At 66.9% G+C, this 21,942-nt stretch carries 20 protein-coding genes and 1 rRNA gene; 8 read left to right on the top strand and 13 right to left on the bottom strand.

Annotated features, from left to right (window positions below):
* The first annotated feature begins 35 nt into the window (after window positions 1–35).
* A complete protein-coding gene (locus E3T29_RS13975; RefSeq protein WP_035837005.1) occupies window positions 36–284 on the top strand; it encodes a WhiB family transcriptional regulator in 249 nt (82 codons plus the stop codon).
* Between the two features lie 223 nt (window positions 285–507).
* On the opposite strand, the gene E3T29_RS13970 is transcribed toward E3T29_RS13975, so the two are convergent.
* From E3T29_RS13970 to E3T29_RS13950, 5 genes are all read right to left on the bottom strand, one after another.
* Window positions 508–2,001: a sensor histidine kinase gene (locus E3T29_RS13970; RefSeq protein ID WP_134346215.1), complete on the bottom strand. Its 1,494-nt coding sequence runs from the start codon at window positions 1,999–2,001 to the stop codon at window positions 508–510.
* Between the two features lie 28 nt (window positions 2,002–2,029).
* Entirely contained in the window at window positions 2,030–3,292 is a 1,263-nt protein-coding gene (locus E3T29_RS13965; RefSeq protein WP_092340552.1) for a regulator, read from the bottom strand.
* Complete coding sequence (locus E3T29_RS13960; protein WP_134346213.1) at window positions 3,292–3,927, bottom strand: hypothetical protein; 636 nt, start codon at window positions 3,925–3,927, stop codon at window positions 3,292–3,294. Before E3T29_RS13960 ends, E3T29_RS13965 begins: the two co-directional genes overlap by 1 nt.
* Window positions 3,928–4,015: 88 nt before the next feature.
* Window positions 4,016–4,333 (bottom strand): hypothetical protein, encoded by a 318-nt coding sequence (locus E3T29_RS13955; RefSeq protein ID WP_134346211.1) that lies wholly within the window; start codon window positions 4,331–4,333, stop codon window positions 4,016–4,018.
* Window positions 4,334–4,402: 69 nt separating this feature from the next.
* Window positions 4,403–4,615 carry a hypothetical protein gene (locus E3T29_RS13950; RefSeq protein WP_134346209.1) on the bottom strand — a complete coding sequence of 71 codons (213 nt, stop codon included), beginning with the start codon at window positions 4,613–4,615 and terminating at the stop codon, window positions 4,403–4,405.
* Between the two features lie 132 nt (window positions 4,616–4,747).
* Here E3T29_RS13950 and E3T29_RS13945 point away from each other — a divergent pair, with 132 nt between their 5' ends.
* Complete coding sequence (locus E3T29_RS13945) at window positions 4,748–5,203, top strand: Rv3235 family protein (RefSeq protein ID WP_134346207.1); 456 nt, start codon at window positions 4,748–4,750, stop codon at window positions 5,201–5,203.
* Between the two features lie 93 nt (window positions 5,204–5,296).
* On the opposite strand, the gene secA is transcribed toward E3T29_RS13945, so the two are convergent.
* From secA to mtrA, 6 genes are all read right to left on the bottom strand, one after another.
* Entirely contained in the window at window positions 5,297–8,104 is a 2,808-nt protein-coding gene (secA, locus tag E3T29_RS13940; protein ID WP_134346205.1) for a preprotein translocase subunit SecA, read from the bottom strand.
* 137 nt (window positions 8,105–8,241) lie between these two features.
* Window positions 8,242–8,946 (bottom strand): ribosome hibernation-promoting factor, HPF/YfiA family, encoded by a 705-nt coding sequence (gene hpf, locus E3T29_RS13935; protein ID WP_104089423.1) that lies wholly within the window; start codon window positions 8,944–8,946, stop codon window positions 8,242–8,244.
* Window positions 8,947–9,057: 111 nt separating this feature from the next.
* Window positions 9,058–9,759, bottom strand: a complete 702-nt coding sequence (locus E3T29_RS13930) for a ComF family protein (protein WP_134346203.1) — start codon at window positions 9,757–9,759, stop codon at window positions 9,058–9,060.
* Window positions 9,760–9,849: 90 nt separating this feature from the next.
* Entirely contained in the window at window positions 9,850–11,547 is a 1,698-nt protein-coding gene (locus E3T29_RS13925) for an LpqB family beta-propeller domain-containing protein (protein ID WP_166789996.1), read from the bottom strand.
* Window positions 11,540–13,180, bottom strand: a complete 1,641-nt coding sequence (gene mtrB, locus E3T29_RS13920; RefSeq protein ID WP_174776427.1) for an MtrAB system histidine kinase MtrB — start codon at window positions 13,178–13,180, stop codon at window positions 11,540–11,542. Before mtrB ends, E3T29_RS13925 begins: the two co-directional genes overlap by 8 nt.
* A 57-nt stretch (window positions 13,181–13,237) precedes the next feature.
* A complete protein-coding gene (gene mtrA / locus E3T29_RS13915) occupies window positions 13,238–13,918 on the bottom strand; it encodes an MtrAB system response regulator MtrA (RefSeq protein ID WP_092340544.1) in 681 nt (226 codons plus the stop codon).
* A 153-nt stretch (window positions 13,919–14,071) separates the two neighbouring features.
* Between mtrA and E3T29_RS13910 the strand changes: the two genes are divergently transcribed.
* Genes E3T29_RS13910 through E3T29_RS13890 form a run of 5 tightly spaced genes read left to right on the top strand, consistent with a single transcriptional unit; the run spans window position 14,072 to window position 19,572 of the window.
* A complete protein-coding gene (locus E3T29_RS13910; RefSeq protein WP_166792420.1) occupies window positions 14,072–15,256 on the top strand; it encodes a hypothetical protein in 1,185 nt (394 codons plus the stop codon).
* The gene (locus E3T29_RS13905; protein ID WP_134346197.1) at window positions 15,253–15,960 is read left to right on the top strand and encodes a DUF4129 domain-containing protein; all 708 of its coding nucleotides are present in this window, start codon (window positions 15,253–15,255) and stop codon (window positions 15,958–15,960) included. The genes E3T29_RS13910 and E3T29_RS13905 overlap by 4 nt, the downstream gene beginning before the upstream one ends.
* Window positions 15,957–17,264 (top strand): DUF4350 domain-containing protein, encoded by a 1,308-nt coding sequence (locus tag E3T29_RS13900; protein WP_134346195.1) that lies wholly within the window; start codon window positions 15,957–15,959, stop codon window positions 17,262–17,264. Before E3T29_RS13905 ends, E3T29_RS13900 begins: the two co-directional genes overlap by 4 nt.
* The gene (locus E3T29_RS13895) at window positions 17,261–18,262 is read left to right on the top strand and encodes a MoxR family ATPase (protein WP_134346193.1); all 1,002 of its coding nucleotides are present in this window, start codon (window positions 17,261–17,263) and stop codon (window positions 18,260–18,262) included. Before E3T29_RS13900 ends, E3T29_RS13895 begins: the two co-directional genes overlap by 4 nt.
* Before the next feature lie 2 nt (window positions 18,263–18,264).
* A complete protein-coding gene (locus tag E3T29_RS13890; protein ID WP_134346191.1) occupies window positions 18,265–19,572 on the top strand; it encodes a DUF58 domain-containing protein in 1,308 nt (435 codons plus the stop codon).
* A gap of 1 nt (window position 19,573) precedes the next feature.
* On the opposite strand, the gene E3T29_RS13885 is transcribed toward E3T29_RS13890, so the two are convergent.
* Complete coding sequence (locus E3T29_RS13885; protein WP_134346189.1) at window positions 19,574–20,569, bottom strand: stage II sporulation protein M; 996 nt, start codon at window positions 20,567–20,569, stop codon at window positions 19,574–19,576.
* Between the two features lie 17 nt (window positions 20,570–20,586).
* Here E3T29_RS13885 and E3T29_RS13880 point away from each other — a divergent pair, with 17 nt between their 5' ends.
* A complete protein-coding gene (locus tag E3T29_RS13880; protein ID WP_134346187.1) occupies window positions 20,587–21,441 on the top strand; it encodes an RDD family protein in 855 nt (284 codons plus the stop codon).
* Window positions 21,442–21,860: 419 nt separating this feature from the next.
* Here the strand turns inward: E3T29_RS13880 and rrf are convergent.
* Window positions 21,861–21,942 (bottom strand): 5S ribosomal RNA (gene rrf / locus E3T29_RS13875); the annotation flags it as partial.

Raw genomic sequence — 21,942 nt, 5'->3', positions numbered from 1 at the left:
CGGCCGTGCACCCATGTAATAAAAGGAGCATCCCTATGGACTGGCGCGATAAAGCTGCCTGCCTCACCGCTGACCCGGAACTTTTCTTTCCGGTCGGCAACACTGGACCCGCTGTGGACCAGATCGAGAAGGCAAAGTCGGTGTGCGCCCGATGCAACGTCACCGAGGTGTGCCTTCAGTACGCACTCGAGACCGGCCAGGACTCGGGAGTCTGGGGCGGCCTGAGCGAAGACGAGCGCCGCGCACTCAAGCGTCGCGCCGCACGCGCCCGCCGCGCTTCCTAGCGAGCCAGCACAACTACAGAACGCGAGCCTGCGGCCATCCGGTACTCCCGGAAGGCCGAGGGCTCGCTCTTTTGTGCCCGGCGAGCCGTCGCGCGCCGCGCCCCGGTGCATCCGCTCGTCGGGCCCACCTTATGAACATGGGCCCAGTTTATAAACTGGGCCCATGGACGGGGCCTGGGCCCCGTCCCGAAATCCGCGCAGAAATCCGCGCAGCAGGAGGGGGCTAGCCCTCCTGCATGAAGCGCAGGGGGATCTCGATCGTGACCTCGGTGCCGCTGCCCATCATGGTGTGCCAGTCGATGGTGCCGCCCAGCTCGCCCTGAATGAGAGTGCGCACGATCTGCGTGCCGAGCCCGGAGCCGACCTTGCCCTCGGGAAGCCCGGCACCGGTGTCGCGCACCATCACCGTGAGGGTCTCGTCGCTGCGCTGCGCCTCGATCGAGACCTCGCCCTCCCGCCCGGCGAGGCCGTGCTCGACCGCGTTCGTGACGAGTTCGGTGAGCACGAGCGCGAGCGGCGTCGCGTACGCGCTCGGCAGGGTTCCGAAGCTGCCGAATGACTTCGGGTGCACCGTGGTGTTGTGAGCGGATGCCACCTCCACCGTCAACAGCAGCACCCGTTCAAAGACGGCGTCGAAGTCGACGATCTGGCTGAGCCCCTCTGACAGGGTGTCGTGCACCACGGCGATGGCCGCAACCCGCCGCATCGCCTGGGTCAGCGCCTCGCGTGCCCGGTCGGATTGGGTACGCCGGGCCTGGATGCGCAGCAGCGAGGCCACGGTCTGCAGGTTGTTCTTCACCCGGTGGTGGATCTCCCGGATGGTGGCATCCTTGGTGATGAGCTCACGTTCCTGGTGCCGCAGCTCGGTCACGTCCCTGGACAAAATGATCGCGCCGATGCGTTCGCCCCGGTTGCGAATGGGAATGGCTCGGAGCGACACGGTGACCCCGCGCGCCTCGATGTCGGTGCGCCAGGGCGCCCGCCCAGTCACGACGAGCGGCAGGGACTCGTCGACCACGGCGGTGCCGGTGAGCAGGCTCGTAGTGACCTCGGCGAGCGACTCTCCCTCGAGTTCCTCCGCGAAACCCATCCGGTTGAATGCGGAGAGCGCGTTCGGGCTGGCAAAGGTGGTGAGGCCGTCGACATCGAGTCGCAGCAGGCCGTCCGACGCGCGCGGCGCGCCACGGCGCGGCCCGGTCGGGGCACCGAGGTCGGGAAAATCGCCAGAGGCGATCATGGCGAACAGGTCATTCGCGCAGTCGTTGAAGGTGAGCTCCTGACGGCTCGGCGTGCGCGCTTCACTCAGGTTGGTGTGGCGGGTGAGCACCGCAACCGGAGCAGCGGTCACTTCAGCACCGGTCGTACTCAGCCGGCGCAACACCGGGATGGCCCGCACCCGGGTGGGAGTCTCCTCGTACCAGTCCGGAGCGTCACGGTCGACGATCTTCGCCGTCTCAAAGGCTTCGGTGACCTGGTTGCGCCACTCCGCTTTGATGTGCTGGCCGACGAAGTCCCGGTAGAACAGCGTGGCGGCACTCGACGGGCGCGCGTGTGCGACCGCGACGAAACTGTCAGACGTTGTCGGAACCCACACGACGATATCCGCGAAGGCGAGGTCGGCCAGCAGCTGGCCATCCGCGACCAGCATGTGTAGCCAGTCCACATCTTCCGCGCTGCTGCGGCCCTGGGCAAGTACGAGATCACTGAGCGTCGACACTCTCCATAGCCTAGGTGTATCCGGCGGGTTACGTGGCCGGGGCGGCCTTACGGCCGCGCCACCTGACCCGCCGCGGCATCCGTTCTGATTCCCGGGCTGGAACCACGATGAGGTCCTCCAGTACAAACCGACGGATGCTCGCTCGAGCTGACGACTTCGGGCTCGCGTCCCGCAGGCTGCGGCCGGTCAAGACCGCAGCGTCGAGGGCGCCCTGATCGTGCGGCACCAGAATGGGCGATTCGATGCCGCCAAAGCGCAGCAGCATGGCCGCGACCTGCCCGCGCGGATTCAGCCCGACCGCGCTCGCCCGCACCTGGTTCATCACGACGCTGACCGTGCTGCTGCCGATCACCTCGGTGAGGTCACTCCAAGCGCGCAGAAACCGGGCCATCCCGACCGGGTCGGCCAGCCCACAGGCCACGACATGGTCGGCCACCCGCAGGGCCGTGACGGTGGCCGCGTTGCGCCGGGGTGCCAACATGTCGCTGGTCAGCTCTTCATCGCTTTCCAGACTGAACCCGGTGTCCAGCACGACGTAGTCCACCCAGTGCCGCAAGGCGTCGATGGTGCGGGTGACCCGTTCGGTCGACAGTTCCGGCCAGCGCGACGGTCGGCCGAGGCCGGTGAGCACCCAGAAGGCACCCTTGGGCGAGTTGTAGCGTTGCGCGATACGTTCGAGCTCTGATTGGTTCAAACTGTCGCTGCCGGCCAAACGGCAGGCAGCGGCAAAGCCGGGCGCTTCGTCGAGCATACCCAGGCTCGGAGCGATCGAGGCGCTGTAGGTATCGACGTCGGCCAACACGACGGTATGACCGGCCGCTGCGATTTCGGCCGCGATGTTGATGGCCAGTGTCGTGCGCCCCGGCGCGCCGGCCGGGCCCCACACCGCGATCACCGAGCCGGTATTGAGTGCGCCGCCGGTGAAGTGCCGCTCCCCCACCCGCAACGGAACGACAACCCCCGACACCAGCAAATCTTCAATCTCCGACCAATCGCAGGGTATCGCGACAGTTTCGTAGAGGCCCAGGGTGCCGGCGTGCCGCCGTTCCAATTCCGTCGCGGTCAGGGCGACAACGCGAATGCCGCGCTCGTCGCAGGCGGCGATCAGCTGGCCGGTCAGGGATTCCCGGCGACCACTGACGACCACGACGTGGGGTTGCCCATGGGACAGCGTCTCGAGGAACTCCCGGGCGGTATCCACGCGAGTGACCACGCTGTGCCCACAATCAATGATGTCGGCCAGCATGCGCTGCTCGGTCGCTCGGTCGAGCACGAGCGCGAGCCGGGCCATCAGGGCACCACCGGGGTGTTCACGGGAACGATCGCGAGGGCATCGCCGTTCATGATGGCCTCGAGCACCGCGCCCACGTTGGCCTTCGGCACGAGCATTTCCACGGATTGCCCACTGGAGGCGGCAATGATGCCGGTCGGTTCGACGATCCGCACGACGACAGCCTGCCCCACGAGAATCGTCGGCGGCGCGTACTCACTCGGCCCGGTCGCCCGCGCCGACCAGATGTCGACGACCGAACCGGCCGCGATCGAGGCGGCCAGTCGACCGGGAACGTCGACGACGACACTGGTCACATCGCTCCCCGACGATTCCCCGACCGCTGACCGGGCCACCAGTTCACCGGTCAGGATCGTCCGCGTGACGAGCAGCCCACCCTTCAAGCCGGTCGACGGAACCAGATACAGGTCGGCCGCGCCGCCGAGCTGCACCCGAGTTTCAACGAGGTCGGCCGCCCTCAGCTGGTCACCGACGGTCAGTGTGTGCCGTGCGGTATAGACCGCCGTAGTGCGATCAGTGCCGGCGACAATCGCGCCGACCCCCGCTATCGAAGCAGCGACCAGCACCAGCCCGATGATGAATCGGGGGTCAACCCAGAAGCGGCGGCGCGTGCGTGTGGGACGGGGTGTTTTCATCCGTTACCTCGCTTCTCTGAATCGATTCCGATGGTGCAATGGCCCTATCGTGCCCGACTTCGCTAAGTCGTGAAAAAGTTATCCACAACTAGCAGAGCCGAATAACGTGAATCTGCCAGAACGGCACGAGACGGTAGTGCAGAATCTCCGGCGCGCGGCGCAGCGTTCCGAGCGGATGCACCGCCAGATCGAGATGGTCACGCGCCACCCGGTCGATGGTTCCGGCCAGGACACCACCGCGGGTATCGAGTTCCACGAAGCGCCGCCGCCGGCACAGGTCCCGCAGCACAAAGGGAAAACCGACGCGTTCGATGAGCTTTCCGGTGGATTCTGACTCGACCGCGAGCGAGACCAGGCTCTGCTCCGCGCTGAGCACTACACCGGCGACGGCCGAGAGCGGGATCACGCACTGAGCCCGCCCATTGGCGGTGCCGGGCAGGTCCGCCGCGAGCCAGTCCCGGCCCAGCGTCGTCGGTCAAACCGAGAGGGTCTCACCGGACACCAGCACGATTCGCAGTTGCAGTGTGCCTCCGGGGCCGGCCGATCGCACCACGTTACTCAACCGGGTGCGCAGGGAGAGCTTTTCCAACCGCGTACGTTCCTCCTGCAGGCGCAGGTCAGTGGCCTCGGCGTGCAGCTCGCGTTCGAGTTGCCCTTCGAGGTCGTCAAACAGATTATCCCAGCGCACACGTTGAAAGTAGCCGACGCCGAGCGTTCTCGCTCGGGTTGTGCACAGGCTCTTTAAGCGCTCGACAGTGCAGCGATCAAGCTGCTTAGGTTTTGCGCCACAAGAGTTGCACGTTCGATATCAGGAGGAACAATGACGTCATCTGGTTCCGGGTCTGCCCGTCTGCAGGTCAACCCGTTGGAGCCCCGCGTCGACCAGCGCGCAGTCAGCCCGCGCGGTGCCGGCCCGAGACCAATCGGAACAGCGCACGGGCACGAAACAGAACAGCTCCTGCGCGCCCTCGCACTGCGGGCCATCGAGGTCATCGCCGGAGCCAGAGACCTCGAGCAGCTCGCGCGATGGGTCACCGACGACGTCTACGCCCATCTTCACATCCGTGTGACGATCGCCTCTCGTGCCAGAGCCATCACGGGAATCGTCGCGGAGAGGCCGAGACTGTGGATCGATCAGGTCAAAACCTGGCCGACCGAGACCGGCGGTTTCAACGCGGTGATCGTGGTGTACGACAAACGCCGCGCGCACGTCGTCTCCTTGCAGCTGGAAGCCCTGGACCAGCGCTGGAGAGCTACTGTACTCGTCGTCCTGTGAGGCCAGGACAGCCCGGCCAGCAGACGGATGCCCCACCCACCCATATCGACGCGCGCCGCCGGACGGGCGCACGTCGATGTGCTGGCGCGGGGTCTAGCTGTTCTTCTTACCCTGCGATCGGCGTTCGGCCCGGTTCACCGGGGCTGCACCCTCGGTTTTCTGCCCGAACGCTCCGCGCTGAGGGGGGCCGGCTGCTTCGGCCGGTTCGTCGTCGCTGGCCGCGACGGTGGCCGAGCGCCGGGCCCGGTCAGTGGCTGCCTGCTGAATCTGGCCGCGCTGGTTGCGCACCTCGACTCCGCCTGAGTCACTGGGTGCGGTGTAGCTGAGCTTCTCCTCCGGAGCGTCGGCCGGTGTGAGTCCCTTGGCAGCGACGACCGGCCCGGCGACAGCACCGGCCCCAGCAGTCACCTCAACGTCGAGGTTGAACAGGAACCCGACGGTCTCCTCGCGAATCTGACCCATCATCTGCTGGAACATGGCGAAACCTTCGCGCTGGTATTCCACCAGCGGGTCGCGCTGGGCCATGGCGCGCAGTCCGATACCGTCTTTCAAGTAGTCCATCTCGTAGAGGTGGTCCCGCCAGCGACGGTCGATCACCGAGAGCACGACACGGCGCTCCAGTTCGCGCATGGCCGGGGCTCCGAGGCTCTCTTCCCGGCGCGAATAGGCCAGCTTGGCATCAGAGAGAATCTCCCGGCGCATGAAGTCGCGGTTGATCTTGCCCTTGTCGCCGGCCTCGGAGACGACCTCATCGATGGTCAGTCCCACCGGGTAGAGCGTTTTGAGCTCGGTCCACAGTGCATCGAAGTCCCAGTCGTCACCGTTGCCGTCGCCAGCGTGCACATCGAGCACCTCGTCGATGACGTTGGTGAGGAAGGTCTGGGTGCGTTCGTGCAGGTCGTCACCCTCGAGGATGTGCCTGCGGTCTCCGTAGATGGCCTCGCGCTGACGGTTGAGAACGTCGTCGTACTTGAGCACGTTCTTGCGGATCTCGGCGTTGCGACCCTCGACCTGGGACTGGGCACTGCGGATGGCGCGGCTGACCACCTTGGATTCGATCGCCATGTCGTCTGGCACGCCCTGGCGGCCCATGAGGGCCTCGGCGGCACCGGCGTTGAACAGGCGCATGAGGTCGTCGGTGAGCGAGAGGTAGAAGCGGCTCTCGCCCGGGTCTCCCTGACGTCCGCTGCGCCCGCGCAGCTGGTTGTCGATGCGGCGTGATTCGTGCCGTTCGGTGCCGAGCACGTAAAGACCGCCGGCGGCGATCACCTTCTCGGCCTCTTCGGTGACGTTGGCCTTGACCACGGTGAACACGTCGTCCCAGGCGAGTTCGTACTCGTCGGGGGTTTCGACCGGGCTGAGGCCCTTGGCGTTCATCTCGGCAACGGCGAGGAATTCGGCGTTGCCGCCGAGCATCACGTCGGTACCACGACCGGCCATGTTGGTGGCGACGGTCACCGAACCGAGTCGACCGGCCTGCGCGACGATCGCAGCTTCACGGGCGTGATTCTTCGCGTTGAGCACCTCGTGACGCACGCCCTTCTTGGCGAGCAGGCGCGACAGGTACTCGCTTTTCTCAACGCTGGTCGTGCCGACCAGAACCGGCTGTCCCGCTTCGTGTCGTTCGACGATGTCCTCGACGACCTGACGAAACTTGGACTCTTCGTTCTTGTAGATCAGGTCGGACTGGTCGATGCGCTGCATCGGCTTGTTGGTGGGGATGGCCACCACGCCAAGCTTGTAGGTGCTCATGAACTCGGCAGCTTCGGTCTCGGCCGTTCCGGTCATTCCGGAGATCTTCGAGTACAGGCGGAAGTAGTTCTGCAGGGTGACCGTGGCCAGGGTCTGGTTCTCGGCCTTGACCGCGACCCCCTCCTTGGCCTCGATCGCCTGGTGGATGCCCTCGTTGTAGCGGCGGCCCATGAGGATACGGCCGGTATGCTCGTCGACGATGAGCACCTCGCCGTTCATGACGACGTAGTCCTTGTCTTTCTTGAACAGGGCATTCGCCTTGATGGCGTTGTTCAAGAAGGAGATCAGCGGCGTGTTGGCCGACTCGTACAGGTTGTCGATGCCGAGGTAGTCCTCGACCTTTTCAATGCCGGGTTCGAGCACACCGATGGTGCGCTTCTTCTCGTCGACCTCGAAGTCTTCGTCAGCAATGAGACGCTTGGCCAGGCTGGCGAACTCGTTGAACCAGCGGTTCGCTTCACCGGATGCCGGCCCGGAGATGATCAGCGGGGTACGGGCCTCGTCGATGAGGATCGAGTCGACCTCGTCGACGATGGCGAAGTAGTGGCCCCGCTGCACCATGTCGCTGGCCTGCCACGCCATGTTGTCGCGCAGGTAGTCGAAACCGAACTCGTTGTTGGTGCCGTAGGTGATGTCGGCGGCATACATTTCGCGACGCTGCGCCGGAGTCTGGCCGGAGAGGATGCATCCGGTCGTCATGCCGAGGGCGCGGAAGACGCGCCCCATGAGCTCGCTCTGGTAGCTCGCGAGGTAGTCGTTGACCGTGATGACGTGCACGCCGCGGCTGCTGATCGCGTTGAGATACGCCGCGGTGGTCGCGACGAGGGTCTTGCCCTCACCGGTCTTCATCTCGGCGATGTTGCCGAGGTGCAGGGCTGCTCCGCCCATGAGCTGCACGTCGAAGTGACGCAGTCCGAGGGTGCGCGTGCTGGCCTCGCGCACGGCGGCGAAGGCCTCCGGCAGCAGGTCATCGAGCGATTCGCCGTTGGAATACCGTTCCCGCAGGGTGACGGTTTCGTTTTTCAGCTCGTCGTCGGTGAGCTCATGGAAGTCTTCTTCCAGCGCGTTGATGGCTTTCGCATAGTTTTCGAGGCGGCGCAGAACGCGGCCTTCACCAACACGAAGAACCTTTTCAAGAATTGACGCCACGAATGTACTCCACTAGTCAAACGGTGCAGGCTCGTACTGCGGCAGCCCAATCGGACTTCTGCAGCACAAGCCTGCACCTCTCGTCTGGCAGATGCCAGAGCACCGACCTGGTCGGCGGCTAAGGCAATGCTAGTTGGTCAGTTGGCACGCCCGCTGGCAACGGGCACAGCCTCCTGCAACTCGCTCGACGAACCGTCGAGCTCAATGACCCCATAGTCCCAGCCCTTGCGGCGGTAGACCACGCTGGGACGCTTCGTCTCGATGTCCTGGAACAGGTAGAAGTCATGGCCGACGAGCTCCATGAAGTAGAGGGCATCGTCGACGGACATGGGAGCAGCCGCGAACACCTTGCGACGGATGACGACGGGGCAGTATTCCTCCTCGGCGGAGGCTTCTGGGGCATCCGCTTGCACAATCGGGATCGCGCCGGTGCGCACCCGCTCGAGCGTTTCGGGGTTGGCGGGGGTGATGTCGATGACGCTGAATCCCACAGCGGATGCCTCGTGCAGCGAGGTAGGACGGTGGGCCCCGCCGCGGTGCACCTTCTTGCGGTCTTTGGCGCGACGAACGCGTTCGAGCAGACGACCCAGCGCCACGTCGAAGGCGGCGTACTTGTCGGATCCGTCTGCTTCGGCCCGCACCAGCGGACCTTTGCCGATCAGGGTGAGTTCGACCCGGTCGTTGCCGACGGCAGCGCCGTTCTTCTCGTGGTGGCGGCTGACCTTAATCTCGAGCGCGACGGCCTTCTCGGCGAGGAGGGCAATTTTCTCGGCCTTCTCCGTCGCGTAATCCCGGAAGCGATCAGTGATCCCAAGGTTGCGTCCGACGATGTTAGTTTCCATGACGACCTCCAGTTTGGCGGACCGCCCGACAACTGGGCGATCATTACGCGCCTTTGTCTCCACCGTAGCCGTGACGGTCAGATAAGTCACAGTATTTATCCATCAGTTTGCCTAAGGAGGGTTGTGCGCGGGGAGCAGACGCCGTGTTTCCGCCAGTGCGGCCAGACCGACGACGATACCGCCCGCAGCGAACACGGCACGCCGCGCCTCGAGCAGGGTCGCGCCGGTCGTCACAATGTCGTCGACGAGGATCACCGACACCCCGTCGAGCGGATGCCGGGCGACAAGACTGTTGTTCTTGTTCGAGGCCCTCGCCGCCCGGCCGAGGCCCACCTGGTCGAGGGCCTCGGTGCGCTGCACGAGCACCGGGGATGAGTGCAGGCCGGCCCGGCGCAGCAGGGCGTCGACCGGGTGGTAGCCGCGTACGCGCCAGGCCAGGCGGGACGACGGAATGGTGACCAGGTGGATGTCGCGCGGGCTCCCGGGCTGATTCGGCTCGGTCAGGTTTGGCACGGCGACGAGCGCGGCCACGATGGCCGCTCGCAGCGGCGCGGCGAGCGCGGCGGCGGCATCCGTTCGACCGCCGTCTTTGTAGGCGGCGATCACGTGGCGGGCAGGACCCGCATAGGTCAGAGCGGCCCAGATGAGGGCGTCGTCGCGGGTGACCGCGTGCACGGCGGGCGCCAGCGCCAGCCGGCAGCTCGCGCACAGGGCACGGTCGACGGCACCGCAGCCGCTGCACTCGGTCGGCAGCAGCGTGGCCCAGGCGTTGCGGCCGGCGGCGGCCAGTCGATCGCGCAGCTGTCTACTCATGGCCTCAGTGTGCCGCGGGATGCCGGTGGGGACTGTGCGACCTCGCCAGCGGTGCACAAACGGGCCTGGACGCCCGCTGGGGAGGAGAAGCTAGCCGCCGAGGCCTTGCTGGGTGGCGAGCAGGGTCACGTCTCCGATGCGGGCCTGCCAGCCCGCTCCGCGTTGCACCTCGAGGCTGCCGGTGTCGGTGAGGGCTCGCAGGTCGCGCACCGAGTTGCTGCCGACGATGAACCGGCTGCTGACCGGGGATTCCAAAACGGTACTGACGCCGCCGATCTGTTGGGCGACGATGCGGGTCTCGCCACTGGGCAGCAGGCTGAGCGATGCGACGGTCAACTCGTTGATCCAGGTGGCGCCCTGGCCGACCCCGCCGCCCGATGCCAGCAGCACGGGCGCGCCGATGCCGGTCGGCACAACGCCGGTGCGAATGATGGAGGCGACCACGAATCGGGTCTCGGAACCGGTGCCGAGCAGCGCGATCAGTCGGGCGCCGTCTCTGGACACCTTCAGCGACGAGATCGACGTGGCCTCCGGCCATGGCGTCGGCAGTACGGTCGCCTCCCCCGACGGGCCATAGACGACCAGTGCGCTCGGATCGTTGGCCGGCACTGACCAGACGAAGCGGTCGTTGTCGATCGAGGGTGCGAGCAGTCCGGCACGCGTATCGAGCAATTGGGGGTCGTCGCCGGCCCGCACGAGGTAGACGCCGTCGCTGGCCAGTACAGCAGCCGATCCCTGCCCCGAAGCGAGCGTCACCGCGGTCGGGGCCAGCTGGGCGATGGCGTCAGACAAACCGTCGAGCGGGGTGACGCTCTGCCCGGTCGCGGCGAGAAAACCGAACTCGTCGCCGCGCAGCACGAGCGCCCTGGCATCCACGCGCGGATCCACGAGCGGAGCGCCGGACTCCAGATCAGTGATGGCCTGGGAGTTCTGGTCGATGGTGATTTCGACGGTCAGGCCCGTCGGCAGGCTCGCCGCCAGTTGGGCCTTCATACGCTGCAGGGTCTGCCGATCGGCGTTGAGGGCTTCGCTGTTCAGGTCGACCATGGCCTGCCGCCCGACGACCTGCACGGCGTCGGCGGTGAGCTTGGAGCCTTCCGGAAACGCCGTGGCCACGGCGCCGGTCAGCCAGGCGCTCGGTCCGTTCAGGACGGCATTGACCAGTTTGGTCGGAGCGGATGCCCCGCGCGGAAACCAGCGCAGGTCCGGCACCAGAAACCGAAATCCCGGGTCGTAGAAGTAGACCGGCTGGGCGCTGAACACGTCATTGAAGGTGTTCTCATCGATCACGGTGCCGTTCGGGGCCGCGCTGATGCGCCACTGGCCGCCGATCTGCGCAAATTCGTAGCGCAACGGTACCGGGCTCGCGTCGACCTCGCGGTATTCCCCGGACTGGTCTACTTCGGCGATCGGTGTGACGGCCACGAGGGTGGTGGCGTCGTCGATGACGGTCAGGGTGCGCCCTGAACCGTTATCGACGGTGACGCCCGCAGTAGGATCCCAACTGGATTGAAACGCCGGAGCCAGAAACTGGCGGGCGATGTCGTAGTTGTTCTCCGGGCTGGAGGAGGCGTCGATGAATCCGCGCAGGATGGACTCGATCGAAGCATCCTTTTGCGGTAGTGCGGGCAGAAAGACCGGCGCCGGATTGTCGTCGGGCGCGATGTCATTGCCGGCGTGCACCACGCCGTCGCGCGGTATGCCGGTGCAGCCGCCGAGACCGACGGCGAGACTGACCGCTACGAGCAGCGCCGGAACGACGCGCCAGGCTGAACTGCGACTACTCATGCTGGCCCCCGCCGATTCCGGGCACATGCCCGATTTCGCCCAGCGCGGCCGTGGCGTCGTCGGGCGGCAGCGGGATCGGGGACGATTCGAGCATGGCGCCGGCCGTGCGCGGCAGAGTCAGTCGAAAACACGACCCGTCGCCGGGGCTCGACCAGACCTGCAGCCAGCCGTTGTGTATGCTCGCGTCTTCGCGCGAGATGGCCAGCCCCAGTCCGGTCCCGCCGATCGTGCGTTGGCGTGAGGGATCAGCACGCCAAAACCGGTCGAACACGTGCGCGACCTCGGCCTGGCTCATGCCGAGCCCGTAGTCACGCACGGCGAGCGCCACCGCGTTCGCGTCGCTGTCGACCGAGACCACGACGGGTTTGCCCTCACCGTGCTCGATGGCGTTGCCGATGAGGTTGTGCAGCACCCGACGGATGCGCCGCGGATCGACGTCGGCGTTCAGGTACCCGCCGGGGGCGAGAAGTCGCAGGTCGCTGCCCTTGGTCTCGGCGAGGGAGCGGAGGCTGTCGATGGCATCCTCGGCGAGGTAGACCAGATTGGTCGGTTCACTTTCCAGCTCCACCGACCCGGCGTCGTAGCGGCTGATTTCGAGAAGGTCGCTCAGCAGCAGCTCAAACCGTTCGACCTGGGTGTGCAGCAGCTCGGCGGTGCGGCCGGTGGCCGGCGGAAAAGTCGCCCGCTGGTCGTACAGCACATCGCCGGCCAAGCGGATGGTCGTGAGCGGCGTTCGCAATTCGTGCGAGACATCCGATACAAAGCGTTGCTGCACTTCGGACAGGTCGGCGAGCTCACGAATCTGGCTCTGCAGGCTGTCGGCCATACCGTTGAACGAACGGGCAAGCGTGGCGATGACGTCTTCACCCTTCTCGGGAATGCGCACTTCCAGGTCACCGGAGGCCAGCTTCTGGCTCGTCTCGGCGGCCACGCGCAGCGGCGTGACGACGAAGCGCACGACGATCCACGATACGGCCCCGATCAGCAGCACGAGGGTGACACCGGCCACTCCGAGGGTCTGCTGTACGAACAGGAGCGTCGCTTCGGCATCCTGCAGGCTGTACGCGATGTACAGCTCGTAGCGGCCGGCCACCGGAACCGTGATCTGCGACCCGACCACGATGCCGGGAATGGTCGTGGCATCCTCACCGGTCAGGGTGACCGACTGCCAGAACTGATCGCCGTCGTTGGCCTGCACCTCGGTGCGCAGGTCGGTGCCGATCACACCGGTGGATTGCCCGAACGTCGAGGAGTCGAGCGGCGCGACGGTCGACGGATCCTGCCCAGGCACCCGCAGCACGGCGACCAGCCGGCTCGAGGAGGCGGCCGAGATCGAGGTGCGGGCCGAACTGAGCAGGTTCTGCACCTGCACCCGGTCGGTGGCATCGGAGGAATCGAACAGGCTCTGCGCGGAGCTGGTGGCACGGTCGGATTCGAGCAGCACCTGGCTGAGTCGTGATTGAAACAGGTCGTTGCCGATGCTGACCGACATGTAGACGCCCACCACCAGAATCGCCAGCCCGGACAGCGCGACCGAGATCGTCACCGTACGAAATTGCAGGGAGGAACGCCACGACGCGCGCACCAGCCTCGGCCAGTTACGCGGCCTGCTCCAATAGGTCAGCTGGGGCACGGTTTGAGAAACCGTTTCTGCGGGAATCGCCGGGCACACATGGGCGGTCGTAGTTCTCTAGCTGACCGTGCCGGCGCGATAGCCGACACCGCGCACCGTCATGACGATCTTCGGATTGTCGGGGTCATGCTCGACCTTGGCGCGCAGCCGCTGCACGTGCACGTTCACCAGCCGGGTGTCCGCCTTGTAGTGGTAGCCCCAGACCTGTTCCAGCAGCATCTCGCGGGTGAAAACCTGCTGGGGTTTGGACGCCAGGGCGAGCAGCAGGTCGAATTCGAGCGGGGTCAGATTGATCGCGGCCGTTCCGCGGGTGACTTCGTGGCCGACCGCGTTCACCACGAGGTCACCGATGTGCAGGGCGAGGGCACCGTCGGCTGCGGGCGGGCGCAGGCGCGTGCGAATGCGGGCGACCAATTCCTTGGGGTTGAACGGCTTCACCATGTAGTCGTCGGCGCCGGACTCGAGACCCTTGACCACGTCGGTGGTGTCGGACCGCGCGGTGAGCATGATGATCGGGACCCCCGATTCTGCGCGGATCAGCCGACACACTTCGATCCCGTCGAGGCCGGGCAGCATGAGGTCGAGCAATACCAGGTCGGGCTTCTCGGTGCGAAACGTCTCGAGGGCGAGGGACCCATCGGCGCAGAACCCCGGATTGAAGCCTTCGCCGTGCAAAACGATGCCGATCATCTCGGACAGGGCGGTATCGTCATCGATAACCAAAATTCGTGCAGTCATGGGTCTCTTTCCAGAACGTCAGTCACGTGTGTTCTGATGTGGTTCGCTCAGCAGATTGCCCGATGAGTACGGCAAAGTCTGGCATAAGAGTAGCTGAGCGCGCTGACAGAGTGCCTCTGAGCGCATTTCTTGATCGACCTGTGCCAGCATTGAATGGTGACAGACCCCTGGCAAGCCCCCGACGCCCCCGTTGCACCGCGCTACGGGGAGTTCGCGCCGCCCGTTTCGCCCGATCAGAGCGCGCCGCATCCGTACGGTTCGTACCCGGGCGGCCCGTACCCGGACGGCGCCCCCGGCCAGGGCTGGGCGCCCCCGCCCAAGCCGGGGCTGATTCCACTGAGACCGATCGGATTCGGTACGCTGCTCGGCGCGTCGTTCCAGGTCTTGCGCCGCAATCCGAAGGCAACCTTCGGCAGCGGTCTGATCGTGCAGGCCGCGATCAGGCTCATCACCGTGGTCATTGTCGGGCTCGTCACGTTCTGGGCCATCGACCGCATCGACAGCGCCCCGCTCGACCAAAAGGATGCCGTCACCGCCGGCTCGTTACTGGCCGGCGCGCTGTCCGCCATCATCCCAATCGCCCTGTCACTCATCGCTTCGGCCCTGCTGCAGGCCGTCATCGTGCTCGAAGTGGCCCGCGCGACCCTCGGCGAGAAACTACGGCTCGGCGCACTGTGGCGCACAGCGGCGACCCGTCTCTGGCCGCTGGTGCTGTGGACCGTGCTGTTGACCGTGGCACTCTTCATCGGCGTGGCCGTGATCGCCGGCATTGTCGTGGCGCTGATCAGCGTCGGCGGTACCGCCGGATTCGTGGCCGGCGTTCTGGTCGGCATCTTCGGCGGCCTGCTGCTCGCGGCCGTGAGCGCGTTCCTGTATGCCAAAACCAGTGTCGTGCCGAGCCTGATCGTGCTGGAGAAACTGGGCGTGCGGGCATCCGTTGTTCGATCGTGGTCACTCACTCGCGGCTACTTCTGGCGCACCCTGGGCGTACTGCTGCTAATCGGCCTGATCGTGCAGGTGATCACCCAGATCATCACCACGCCCGTATCACTGCTCATGGGAATCGGCGCGTCGCTGATCGACCCGAACGGGGCATTCACCGACGAGACGACCTACATCATCACCGCCCTCAGCCTGATCATCGCTATCCCGGTGGCCGCAGTGGCGGCCGTCGTGCAGTCGGCGGCCATAGCGCTGATCTACCTCGACCTGCGCATGCGCAAGGAGGGGCTCGACCTCGAGCTGGCGCGCTACGTGGAATCGGCGGCGCAGGGCGGCGATGTTCCCGACCCGTATCTGGTACCGACCGCTCCCGGCACGGGGTATCCGGCGGCATGACCGCTCTGGGCCTGGCGCAGCTCGGATCGCTGGTTGACCGCTTCACGTTCGGCGTGCCGCGTGATGTACCGGTGGTTCCCGACGCGCCAGAGGCCCGCCAGTGGCTTCGCGAGGAACTCGCCAAAGCCCCGTACGCCGCCGCCCGGCCCACCTGGTTCGACCGGGCGTCCCAGGCCTTTTTGGACTGGCTCCAGTCCCTGACCATCAGCGGCGACGGCAATTTGAAAGACTGGCTGCCGATTGTCGCGGTCGTGCTGGTGCTCGCGGCGCTTGTGGCCGGCTGGCTGCTGTTCGGCGCCCCCAGGCTGGCCAGGCGACGCCGCGCCGCTCTCGACCTGTTCGGCACGATCGACCAGCGCAGCAGCGCCGAGATGCGCACGGCCGCCGAGGCAGCGGCGAGCTCAGGCGACTGGAGCCTGGCCTGCGAGGAAATTTTTCGCGCCCTGGCCCGCGGCCTCGCCGACCGCGCGGTGCTCGCTGTCTCGCCCGGCACGACCGCGCACGATTTTGCCACCCGAGCCCGGCAGGCCTTTCCGGCGCATGGCCCGGCCCTGGCTCTCGCCGCCGATACCTTCGACCGGGTGCGCTATCTGGAGCAGACCGGCACCGAGCCCGACTATCGCGCTCTGGCCGCGCTCGAGGCCGAGTTGCGCTCTGCGATGCCCGTCGTGCTGGCCCCGCTGGCCGAGGCGGGTCGGTCATGAGCGCGACGCTGACGTCTCCAGCGGATGCCGCTGCGCCCGGCTCCCGCGCCGGTGGCGGCCCTGCGAGCGCCACGACCGTGGCAACGCCGACCCTGCGCGCGCTGCTTCGCCGCTCCTCGTTCTGGGTGATCGCCGCTGCCTGCATACTGGCCATCGCCATCATCGCCGTGCTCGTCTCGGGTGGCAGTCAGGCTGCCGGCCGGGCACTGGCCGGGGACAACGCGGCTCCGGCCGGGTCGATGGCCCTGGTCGAAGTGCTTCGCCAGCAGGGCGTCACCGTGACTCTGGCCAGTTCCCTGGCCGAGGTGCGCGGAGCGGTCGGCGCGGATTCCACCGTGCTGCTCTATGACGAGAACAGCTACCTCGACCAGTCGCAGCTGAGCGAACTCGGCGACCTCGCCGCGCGCACGGTGGTCGTTGCACCGGATTTCTTGGCCCTGCAGTCGCTGGCGCCCACCGTGGGCTTCGGCGGTGTCTCCGATGCGGAGACGCTGACGGCCGACTGCTCGGTTCCGGCCGCAAGCCGGGCCGGGGAGCTGGTGCCGGGCGGCGACACCCTGTCGATTCCGCAGGGCGAGCATCCGCTGGTCACCGGCTGCTTTCCGAGCGGCACCGACACCTTCTCGCTGGTGCAGGTGCAGAACGAACTAACCGGCGGCCTCGTCTCGCTTGTGCCCGACCCGCGCGTGTTCAACAACGAGAACGTGACCGGCTACGGCAATGCGGCGTTCGCCCTCGGCCTGCTCGGGCCGAGCGACTCGCTGGTCTGGTACCTGCCGACCCTGGCCGACCTGCCCCGCACGGGGCCACCCTCACTCGCCGAGCTGACGCCCGGCTGGGTCACCCCGGTGCTCGTGCTGCTCGCGCTCGTCGGCGTCGCCGCTGCCCTCTGGCGCGGCCGGCGCTTCGGGCCGCTCGTAGCCGAAAATCTGCCGGTAACGGTGAAGGCGAGCGAGACCATGGAGGGTCGCGCCCGACTCTATGCGCGCAGCAACGCCCGCCTGCGGGCGATCGACGCCCTGCGCGTGGGCTCCGTGCAACGCCTGGCCGGAACCGTCGGCCTCGGCCGGCTCGCCCACCTGGACGAGGTCATCGCCACGGTGGTGCTTCTCACCGGCCGCGCCCCCGACGAGGTTCGCCGGGTTCTCGTGGGGGCGATCCCCGTCTCCGATGCCCAGCTGATGGAGCTCGGAGGCGCCCTGCAGGCCCTCGAAACGGCGACCAGCCAGGCCGTGCGGGCCGGGGCTCCGGCATCCGCTTCTTCTGAAATCTTCACCCCTCCAGCCGAGAGAATGGACCCATGACGACTCCCACTGATCAGATCGACACCGCGCCGACCAACGCAGCGGATGCCGCCGCGCTGCGGGCCGTCCTCAACCGGGTGCGCACCGAGGTCGGCAAGGCCGTCGTCGGGCAGGACGGCGCGGTCACCGGGCTGATCATCGCGCTGCTCGCGCGCGGCCACGTGCTGCTCGAGGGCGTGCCGGGCGTAGCGAAAACCCTGCTCGTGCGCACCCTCAGCCACGCACTCAGTCTCGACACCAAACGAATCCAGTTCACGCCCGACCTGATGCCCGGCGACGTGACCGGGTCGCTCATTTACGACGCCAAGGCCGGCGAATTCGAGTTTCGGCAGGGGCCGGTATTCACGAACATCTGCCTCGCCGACGAGATCAACCGCACGCCGCCGAAGACGCAGTCCGCGCTGCTCGAGGCGATGGAGGAGCGTCAGGTCAGCGTCGACGGCGAGTCGCTGAAGCTGCCAGAGCCGTTCATCGTGGCGGCGACCATGAACCCGATCGAATACGAGGGCACTTATACGCTGCCCGAGGCACAGCTCGACCGGTTTCTGCTCAAGCTCGTGCTCGAAGTGCCTCAGCGGGTCGATGAGATCGAGGTGCTGCGCCGCCACGCGGCCGGCTTCAACCCGCGCGATCTGGCCGGTGCCGGTGTGAGCGCGGTTCTCGGCGCGGCCGAACTCGCCGCGGCGCAGGATGCCGTCGCTCGGGTCGGGTCGAGCGCCGATGTGCTCGCCTACATCGTGGACCTGGCCCGCGCCACCCGCACGAGCCCCTCGGTCAAGCTCGGGGTCAGCCCTCGCGGCACGACCGCCCTGCTCGCCGCGACCAAGGCGTGGGCCTGGCTGAGCGGCTACGACTCGATCACCCCCGACCACGTGCAGGCCATGGCGCTGCCGGTCTGGCGGCACCGTGTGCAGCTGCGCCCCGAAGCCGAACTCGAAGGCGTCTCGGTCGATGCGATTCTGCGCGGAGTGCTGCAGCAGGTTCAGGTTCCGATCTAACGATGACGCTCAGCGGACGGTTCGTTCTTCTCCTCGCCCTCGGCGCGGTGCCCATCGTGCTGTTCGGGCCCTCCGTGGAGGCGGCGGCCGGCGTGCTCGCCCTCTGGCTGATCTTCGTGCTTCTGCTCGGCAGCCTCGACCTGGCGCTGGCCGCGTCGCCGCGCGCCGTTTCGGTCGAACGGATGCTGCCCGCCCGCGTTCGCCTCGGCGAATCGGCCACGAGCGAGTTGTACCTGACGAATACCGGTCGTCGGCGCCTGAACGCCGTGGTGCGGGATGCCTGGCAGCCGTCGGCGGGTGCCGGCCTCGTGCGCGGCCGGGTGGTGATTCCGCGCGGCGAACGGCGCCTGGTCTCGCTGACGCTCACTCCGTTTCGGCGGGGGGAGCGCCGGGTCGAACAGGTGACGGTGCGCTCCCTGGGGCCGCTGGGTTTGTGGAACCGTCAGGCGACACTGAACGCGCCGGGGCGCATCCGGGTTCTGCCGCCGTTTCACGCCCGCAAACACCTCCCCTCCCGCATCGCACGACTCAAGGAGCTCGACGGACGCACGAGCGTGATGGTGCGCGGGCAGGGCACCGAGTTCGACTCGCTGCGCGAATATGTGCGCGGTGACGATGTGCGCTCGATCGACTGGCGGGCCACGGCCCGGCGGGCCGACGTCATGGTGCGCACCTGGCGGCCGGAGCGCGACCGTCGGGTCGTGATTCTGCTCGACACCGGCCGCACGTCCGCAGCCCGCGTCGACAACGAGCCCCGGCTGGACACCGCCTTCGAAGCGGCCCTGCTGCTCGCAGCCCTCACCTCGGTGGCCGGCGACCGGGTGGACTTTCTCGCCTTCGACCGCCGGGTGCGTGGCCGGGTGCAGGGCGCGACCGGCGCGGCGCTGCTGTCGCAGATGGTCGATTCCATGGCGCTGATCGACCCGGAGCTCATCGAAATGGACTGGGCGGCCGTTCCCGGCCAGGTGCGCGCGGTCACGAGCCAGCATGCCCTGGTCGTGCTCCTCACCTCCATCGACGCTGCGGGAGCGTCGACCGGGCTGCTGTCGGTGCTGCCGCAGCTCACCAAGCGGCACACGGTGGTCGTGGCCTCCGTGCTCGACCCAGCTACCGTGCTGGCGGCGGCCACCCGCGGCGGACGCGACGAGATCTACCGCGCGGCGGCCGCTGAGCGTGCCCTGCTCGACGTGGCGCGCGTGTCGGCCGCCATCCGCCAGCTGGGAGCGGATGTCGTCACCGCCTCCCCCGCGCAGCTTCCGCCCGCCCTGGCTGACCGCTACATCGCGCTGAAGGCGGCCGGGCGGCTCTGACTCACGCGCTGTAAATGCGCGTACTCCCCGCTTCGAACTCACTGAGGTCGCCGGTTTCTCCGGCCCTGCTTGCGCGCCCGCCGACCACGATCATGTAGCCCAGGAACGCGCCGAGCGCCACCGCTCCGATGCCGATCTTGATCGGCCACGGCCAGGGCTGCGAGGTGACGAAGCCCTCAATAATGCCCGACACCAACAGCACGAACACCAGTCCGATCGCCACGGTGAACAGTGCTCGGCCGTCTTCGGCGAGTGCCTGACCTCGGGTACGTGCGCCGGGGGCGATCCAGGCCCAGAAGATGAGCAGTCCGCCGGCAGCCGCAACGAAGATCGCCGTGAGCTCAAGCAGCCCGTGCGGAGCAATGTAGAGAAAGAACACGTCGCCCTTGTCGTAGGCGAACATGATGGCGGCCGTGGTGCCGAGGTTCATGGCGTTCTGCAGAATGATGAATGGCACGTAGACCCCGGTGATGCCGAAGGCGATGCACTGCGCGGCGATCCAGGCGTTGTTGGTCGAGACGAATCCGGCGAAGGAGGCCGCCGGGTTCGCTGAGTAGTACCCCACGAAGTCCTCGTTGGCCAGTTGCGCGAGTTGCGCCTCTGTTCCCAGGTTGGCCAAGACCCTTGGATCGTTGTAGGCCCACACGGCGTACAGTCCAGCGACGACGACCGTGACCACGGCGACCGCGAGGGTGAGCCAGCGAAGCCGATATAGGGCCGCGGGGAGCTGGGCAACGAAAAACCGGGGAAGCTGCGCCAACACATTGACACTCACGCCGGTGAAGCGCAGCCGGGCGCGGGACAGGCCGACCGACAGCCGGTCGCCTTCCAGGGTAGAGCCGGCGGTCGATTTGATCGCGGAGAGCTGAGTGGCCCCGGCCTGATATCGCTCGATCAGCTCATCCGACTGGGCACCGGACAGACCCCGCCGGGCACCGAGCTCGGTCAGGCGGTCCCAGTCGGCGCGGTGCGCGGCCGTATATGCGTCGAGATCCATCTGGTTCAATAGTAGACATGAAGGAGACCGCGCGTCCCACCGACCGTGCAGCTGATTTTGACCGTGACGATGAACTCGTCACCGGTGAGGCGGTCGCGCTCGACGTGCGGCCGGCCAGCGTCATCCTCCGCGGCGCCGGTGCGATCATCGACGCGATCGCCTATCTGGCCCTGTACCTGCTCATTCTTCTGGGCTTCTATCTGAGTTTCGCGGTCTATACCGACGCCGCGCTCACCCAGGCACTGAACGTTGTTGCCCTCGTCTTCTCGCTGGTGGTCGTGCCGGTCCTGGTCGAAACCCTCACGCACGGCCGCTCGCTCGGCAAGTTCGCCATCGGCGCCCGCATCGTCCGAGACGACGGCGGAGCGATCTCCCTGCGTCACGCGTTCATTCGCGCCCTGACCGGCGTGCTCGAGATCATCATGACCGTCGGAGGTCTCGCCGCCATCACAGCCCTGCTCAATGGGCGTTCCAAGCGCCTCGGCGACCTGCTGGCCGGTACCTACAGCCAGCACGAACGTGTGCAGCGCAATAAAGAGGTCCCGCGGCCCCTACCCGACGCCTTGCTGCCCTGGTCGCAGACGGTCGATATCGCGCGCCTGCCCGACCGCCTCGCCCGTCGTGTCGCCCAGTACCTGCGCCAGTCGTCCCATCTGACCCCCGTGACCCGCGAACATCTGGCTCAGTCCCTCGCCGCCGAGGTCGCCCCCTTCGTCTGGCCGCTGCCTGACGCTCCGGCCGAGTATTTCCTCGTCGGCGTAGCCGCCGTGCGCCGTGAACGTGAGTACACCGCCCTCATCCTCGAGCGCGAGCGTCTGGCCCGGCTCGCGCCGATCCTGACCGGTCTCCCCCACGGCTTCCCCAACCGCTAGCTAAACAGCGGAGGGCACGCCTTCTCCTGTTCCGTCCTGAGAGCCAAGCAAAAGCTGCGGGATATAGCAAGCGGATGGTGGATCTCGGAGACAGTCACAGAACCGCAAGCGCCTATTGCCCGCTGCGCGTTGCCCGTCGCCAAACGCTGGCTCTCACCACCGCTGTCGCACGTCGTAACTCGCGCAGAGTTCAGATTGTGGGTGGGGTGTCGGGATATTCGTGGGGTGCCGAGTTCGAGTGTTTGAGCTGAGCAGCGGATGTCCCGGCACCCCGCAAGGGGGGACGACGGGGTCTCGCAAACGTGACGGAACGCGGTCGCCGGAGACCGGCTTAACGAAAACAGGGCCACCCGTGGGTGGCCTGTTAACGCAAAAAAGCCATCCCCGGAGGGATGGCTTTTCTGGTGTTTCTAAGTTAAGTCCGGCGGTGTCCTACTCTCCCACAGGGTCCCCCCTGCAGTACCATCGGCGCTGAGAGTCTTAGCTTCCGGGTTCGGAATG

It is taken from the genome of Cryobacterium sp. TMT1-66-1 (assembly GCF_004403435.1).
Lineage (GTDB): Bacteria > Actinomycetota > Actinomycetes > Actinomycetales > Microbacteriaceae > Cryobacterium > Cryobacterium flavum.
Note: the sequence above shows the minus strand (reverse complement) of the source record. Positions and strands in the feature narration are given on the sequence as shown.

Excerpts from the sequence above, each read along its gene's own strand:
- E3T29_RS13930 (WP_134346203.1), bottom strand. The coding sequence starts at position 9,759 with ATGAGTAGACAGCTGCGCGATCGACTGGCCGCCGCCGGCCGCAACGCC.
- E3T29_RS13905 (WP_134346197.1), top strand. The coding sequence starts at position 15,253 with ATGACCGCTCTGGGCCTGGCGCAGCTCGGATCGCTGGTTGACCGCTTC.
- E3T29_RS13910 (WP_166792420.1), top strand. The coding sequence starts at position 14,072 with ATGGTGACAGACCCCTGGCAAGCCCCCGACGCCCCCGTTGCACCGCGC.
- E3T29_RS13975 (WP_035837005.1), top strand. The coding sequence starts at position 36 with ATGGACTGGCGCGATAAAGCTGCCTGCCTCACCGCTGACCCGGAACTT.
- hpf (WP_104089423.1), bottom strand. The coding sequence starts at position 8,946 with ATGGAAACTAACATCGTCGGACGCAACCTTGGGATCACTGATCGCTTC.
- E3T29_RS13880 (WP_134346187.1), top strand. The coding sequence starts at position 20,587 with ATGAAGGAGACCGCGCGTCCCACCGACCGTGCAGCTGATTTTGACCGT.
- E3T29_RS13885 (WP_134346189.1), bottom strand. The coding sequence starts at position 20,569 with ATGGATCTCGACGCATATACGGCCGCGCACCGCGCCGACTGGGACCGC.
- E3T29_RS13895 (WP_134346193.1), top strand. The coding sequence starts at position 17,261 with ATGACGACTCCCACTGATCAGATCGACACCGCGCCGACCAACGCAGCG.
- mtrA (WP_092340544.1), bottom strand. The coding sequence starts at position 13,918 with ATGACTGCACGAATTTTGGTTATCGATGACGATACCGCCCTGTCCGAG.
- E3T29_RS13945 (WP_134346207.1), top strand. The coding sequence starts at position 4,748 with ATGACGTCATCTGGTTCCGGGTCTGCCCGTCTGCAGGTCAACCCGTTG.
- E3T29_RS13925 (WP_166789996.1), bottom strand. The coding sequence starts at position 11,547 with ATGAGTAGTCGCAGTTCAGCCTGGCGCGTCGTTCCGGCGCTGCTCGTA.
- E3T29_RS13900 (WP_134346195.1), top strand. The coding sequence starts at position 15,957 with ATGAGCGCGACGCTGACGTCTCCAGCGGATGCCGCTGCGCCCGGCTCC.
- E3T29_RS13960 (WP_134346213.1), bottom strand. The coding sequence starts at position 3,927 with ATGAAAACACCCCGTCCCACACGCACGCGCCGCCGCTTCTGGGTTGAC.
- E3T29_RS13890 (WP_134346191.1), top strand. The coding sequence starts at position 18,265 with ATGACGCTCAGCGGACGGTTCGTTCTTCTCCTCGCCCTCGGCGCGGTG.
- E3T29_RS13965 (WP_092340552.1), bottom strand. The coding sequence starts at position 3,292 with ATGGCCCGGCTCGCGCTCGTGCTCGACCGAGCGACCGAGCAGCGCATG.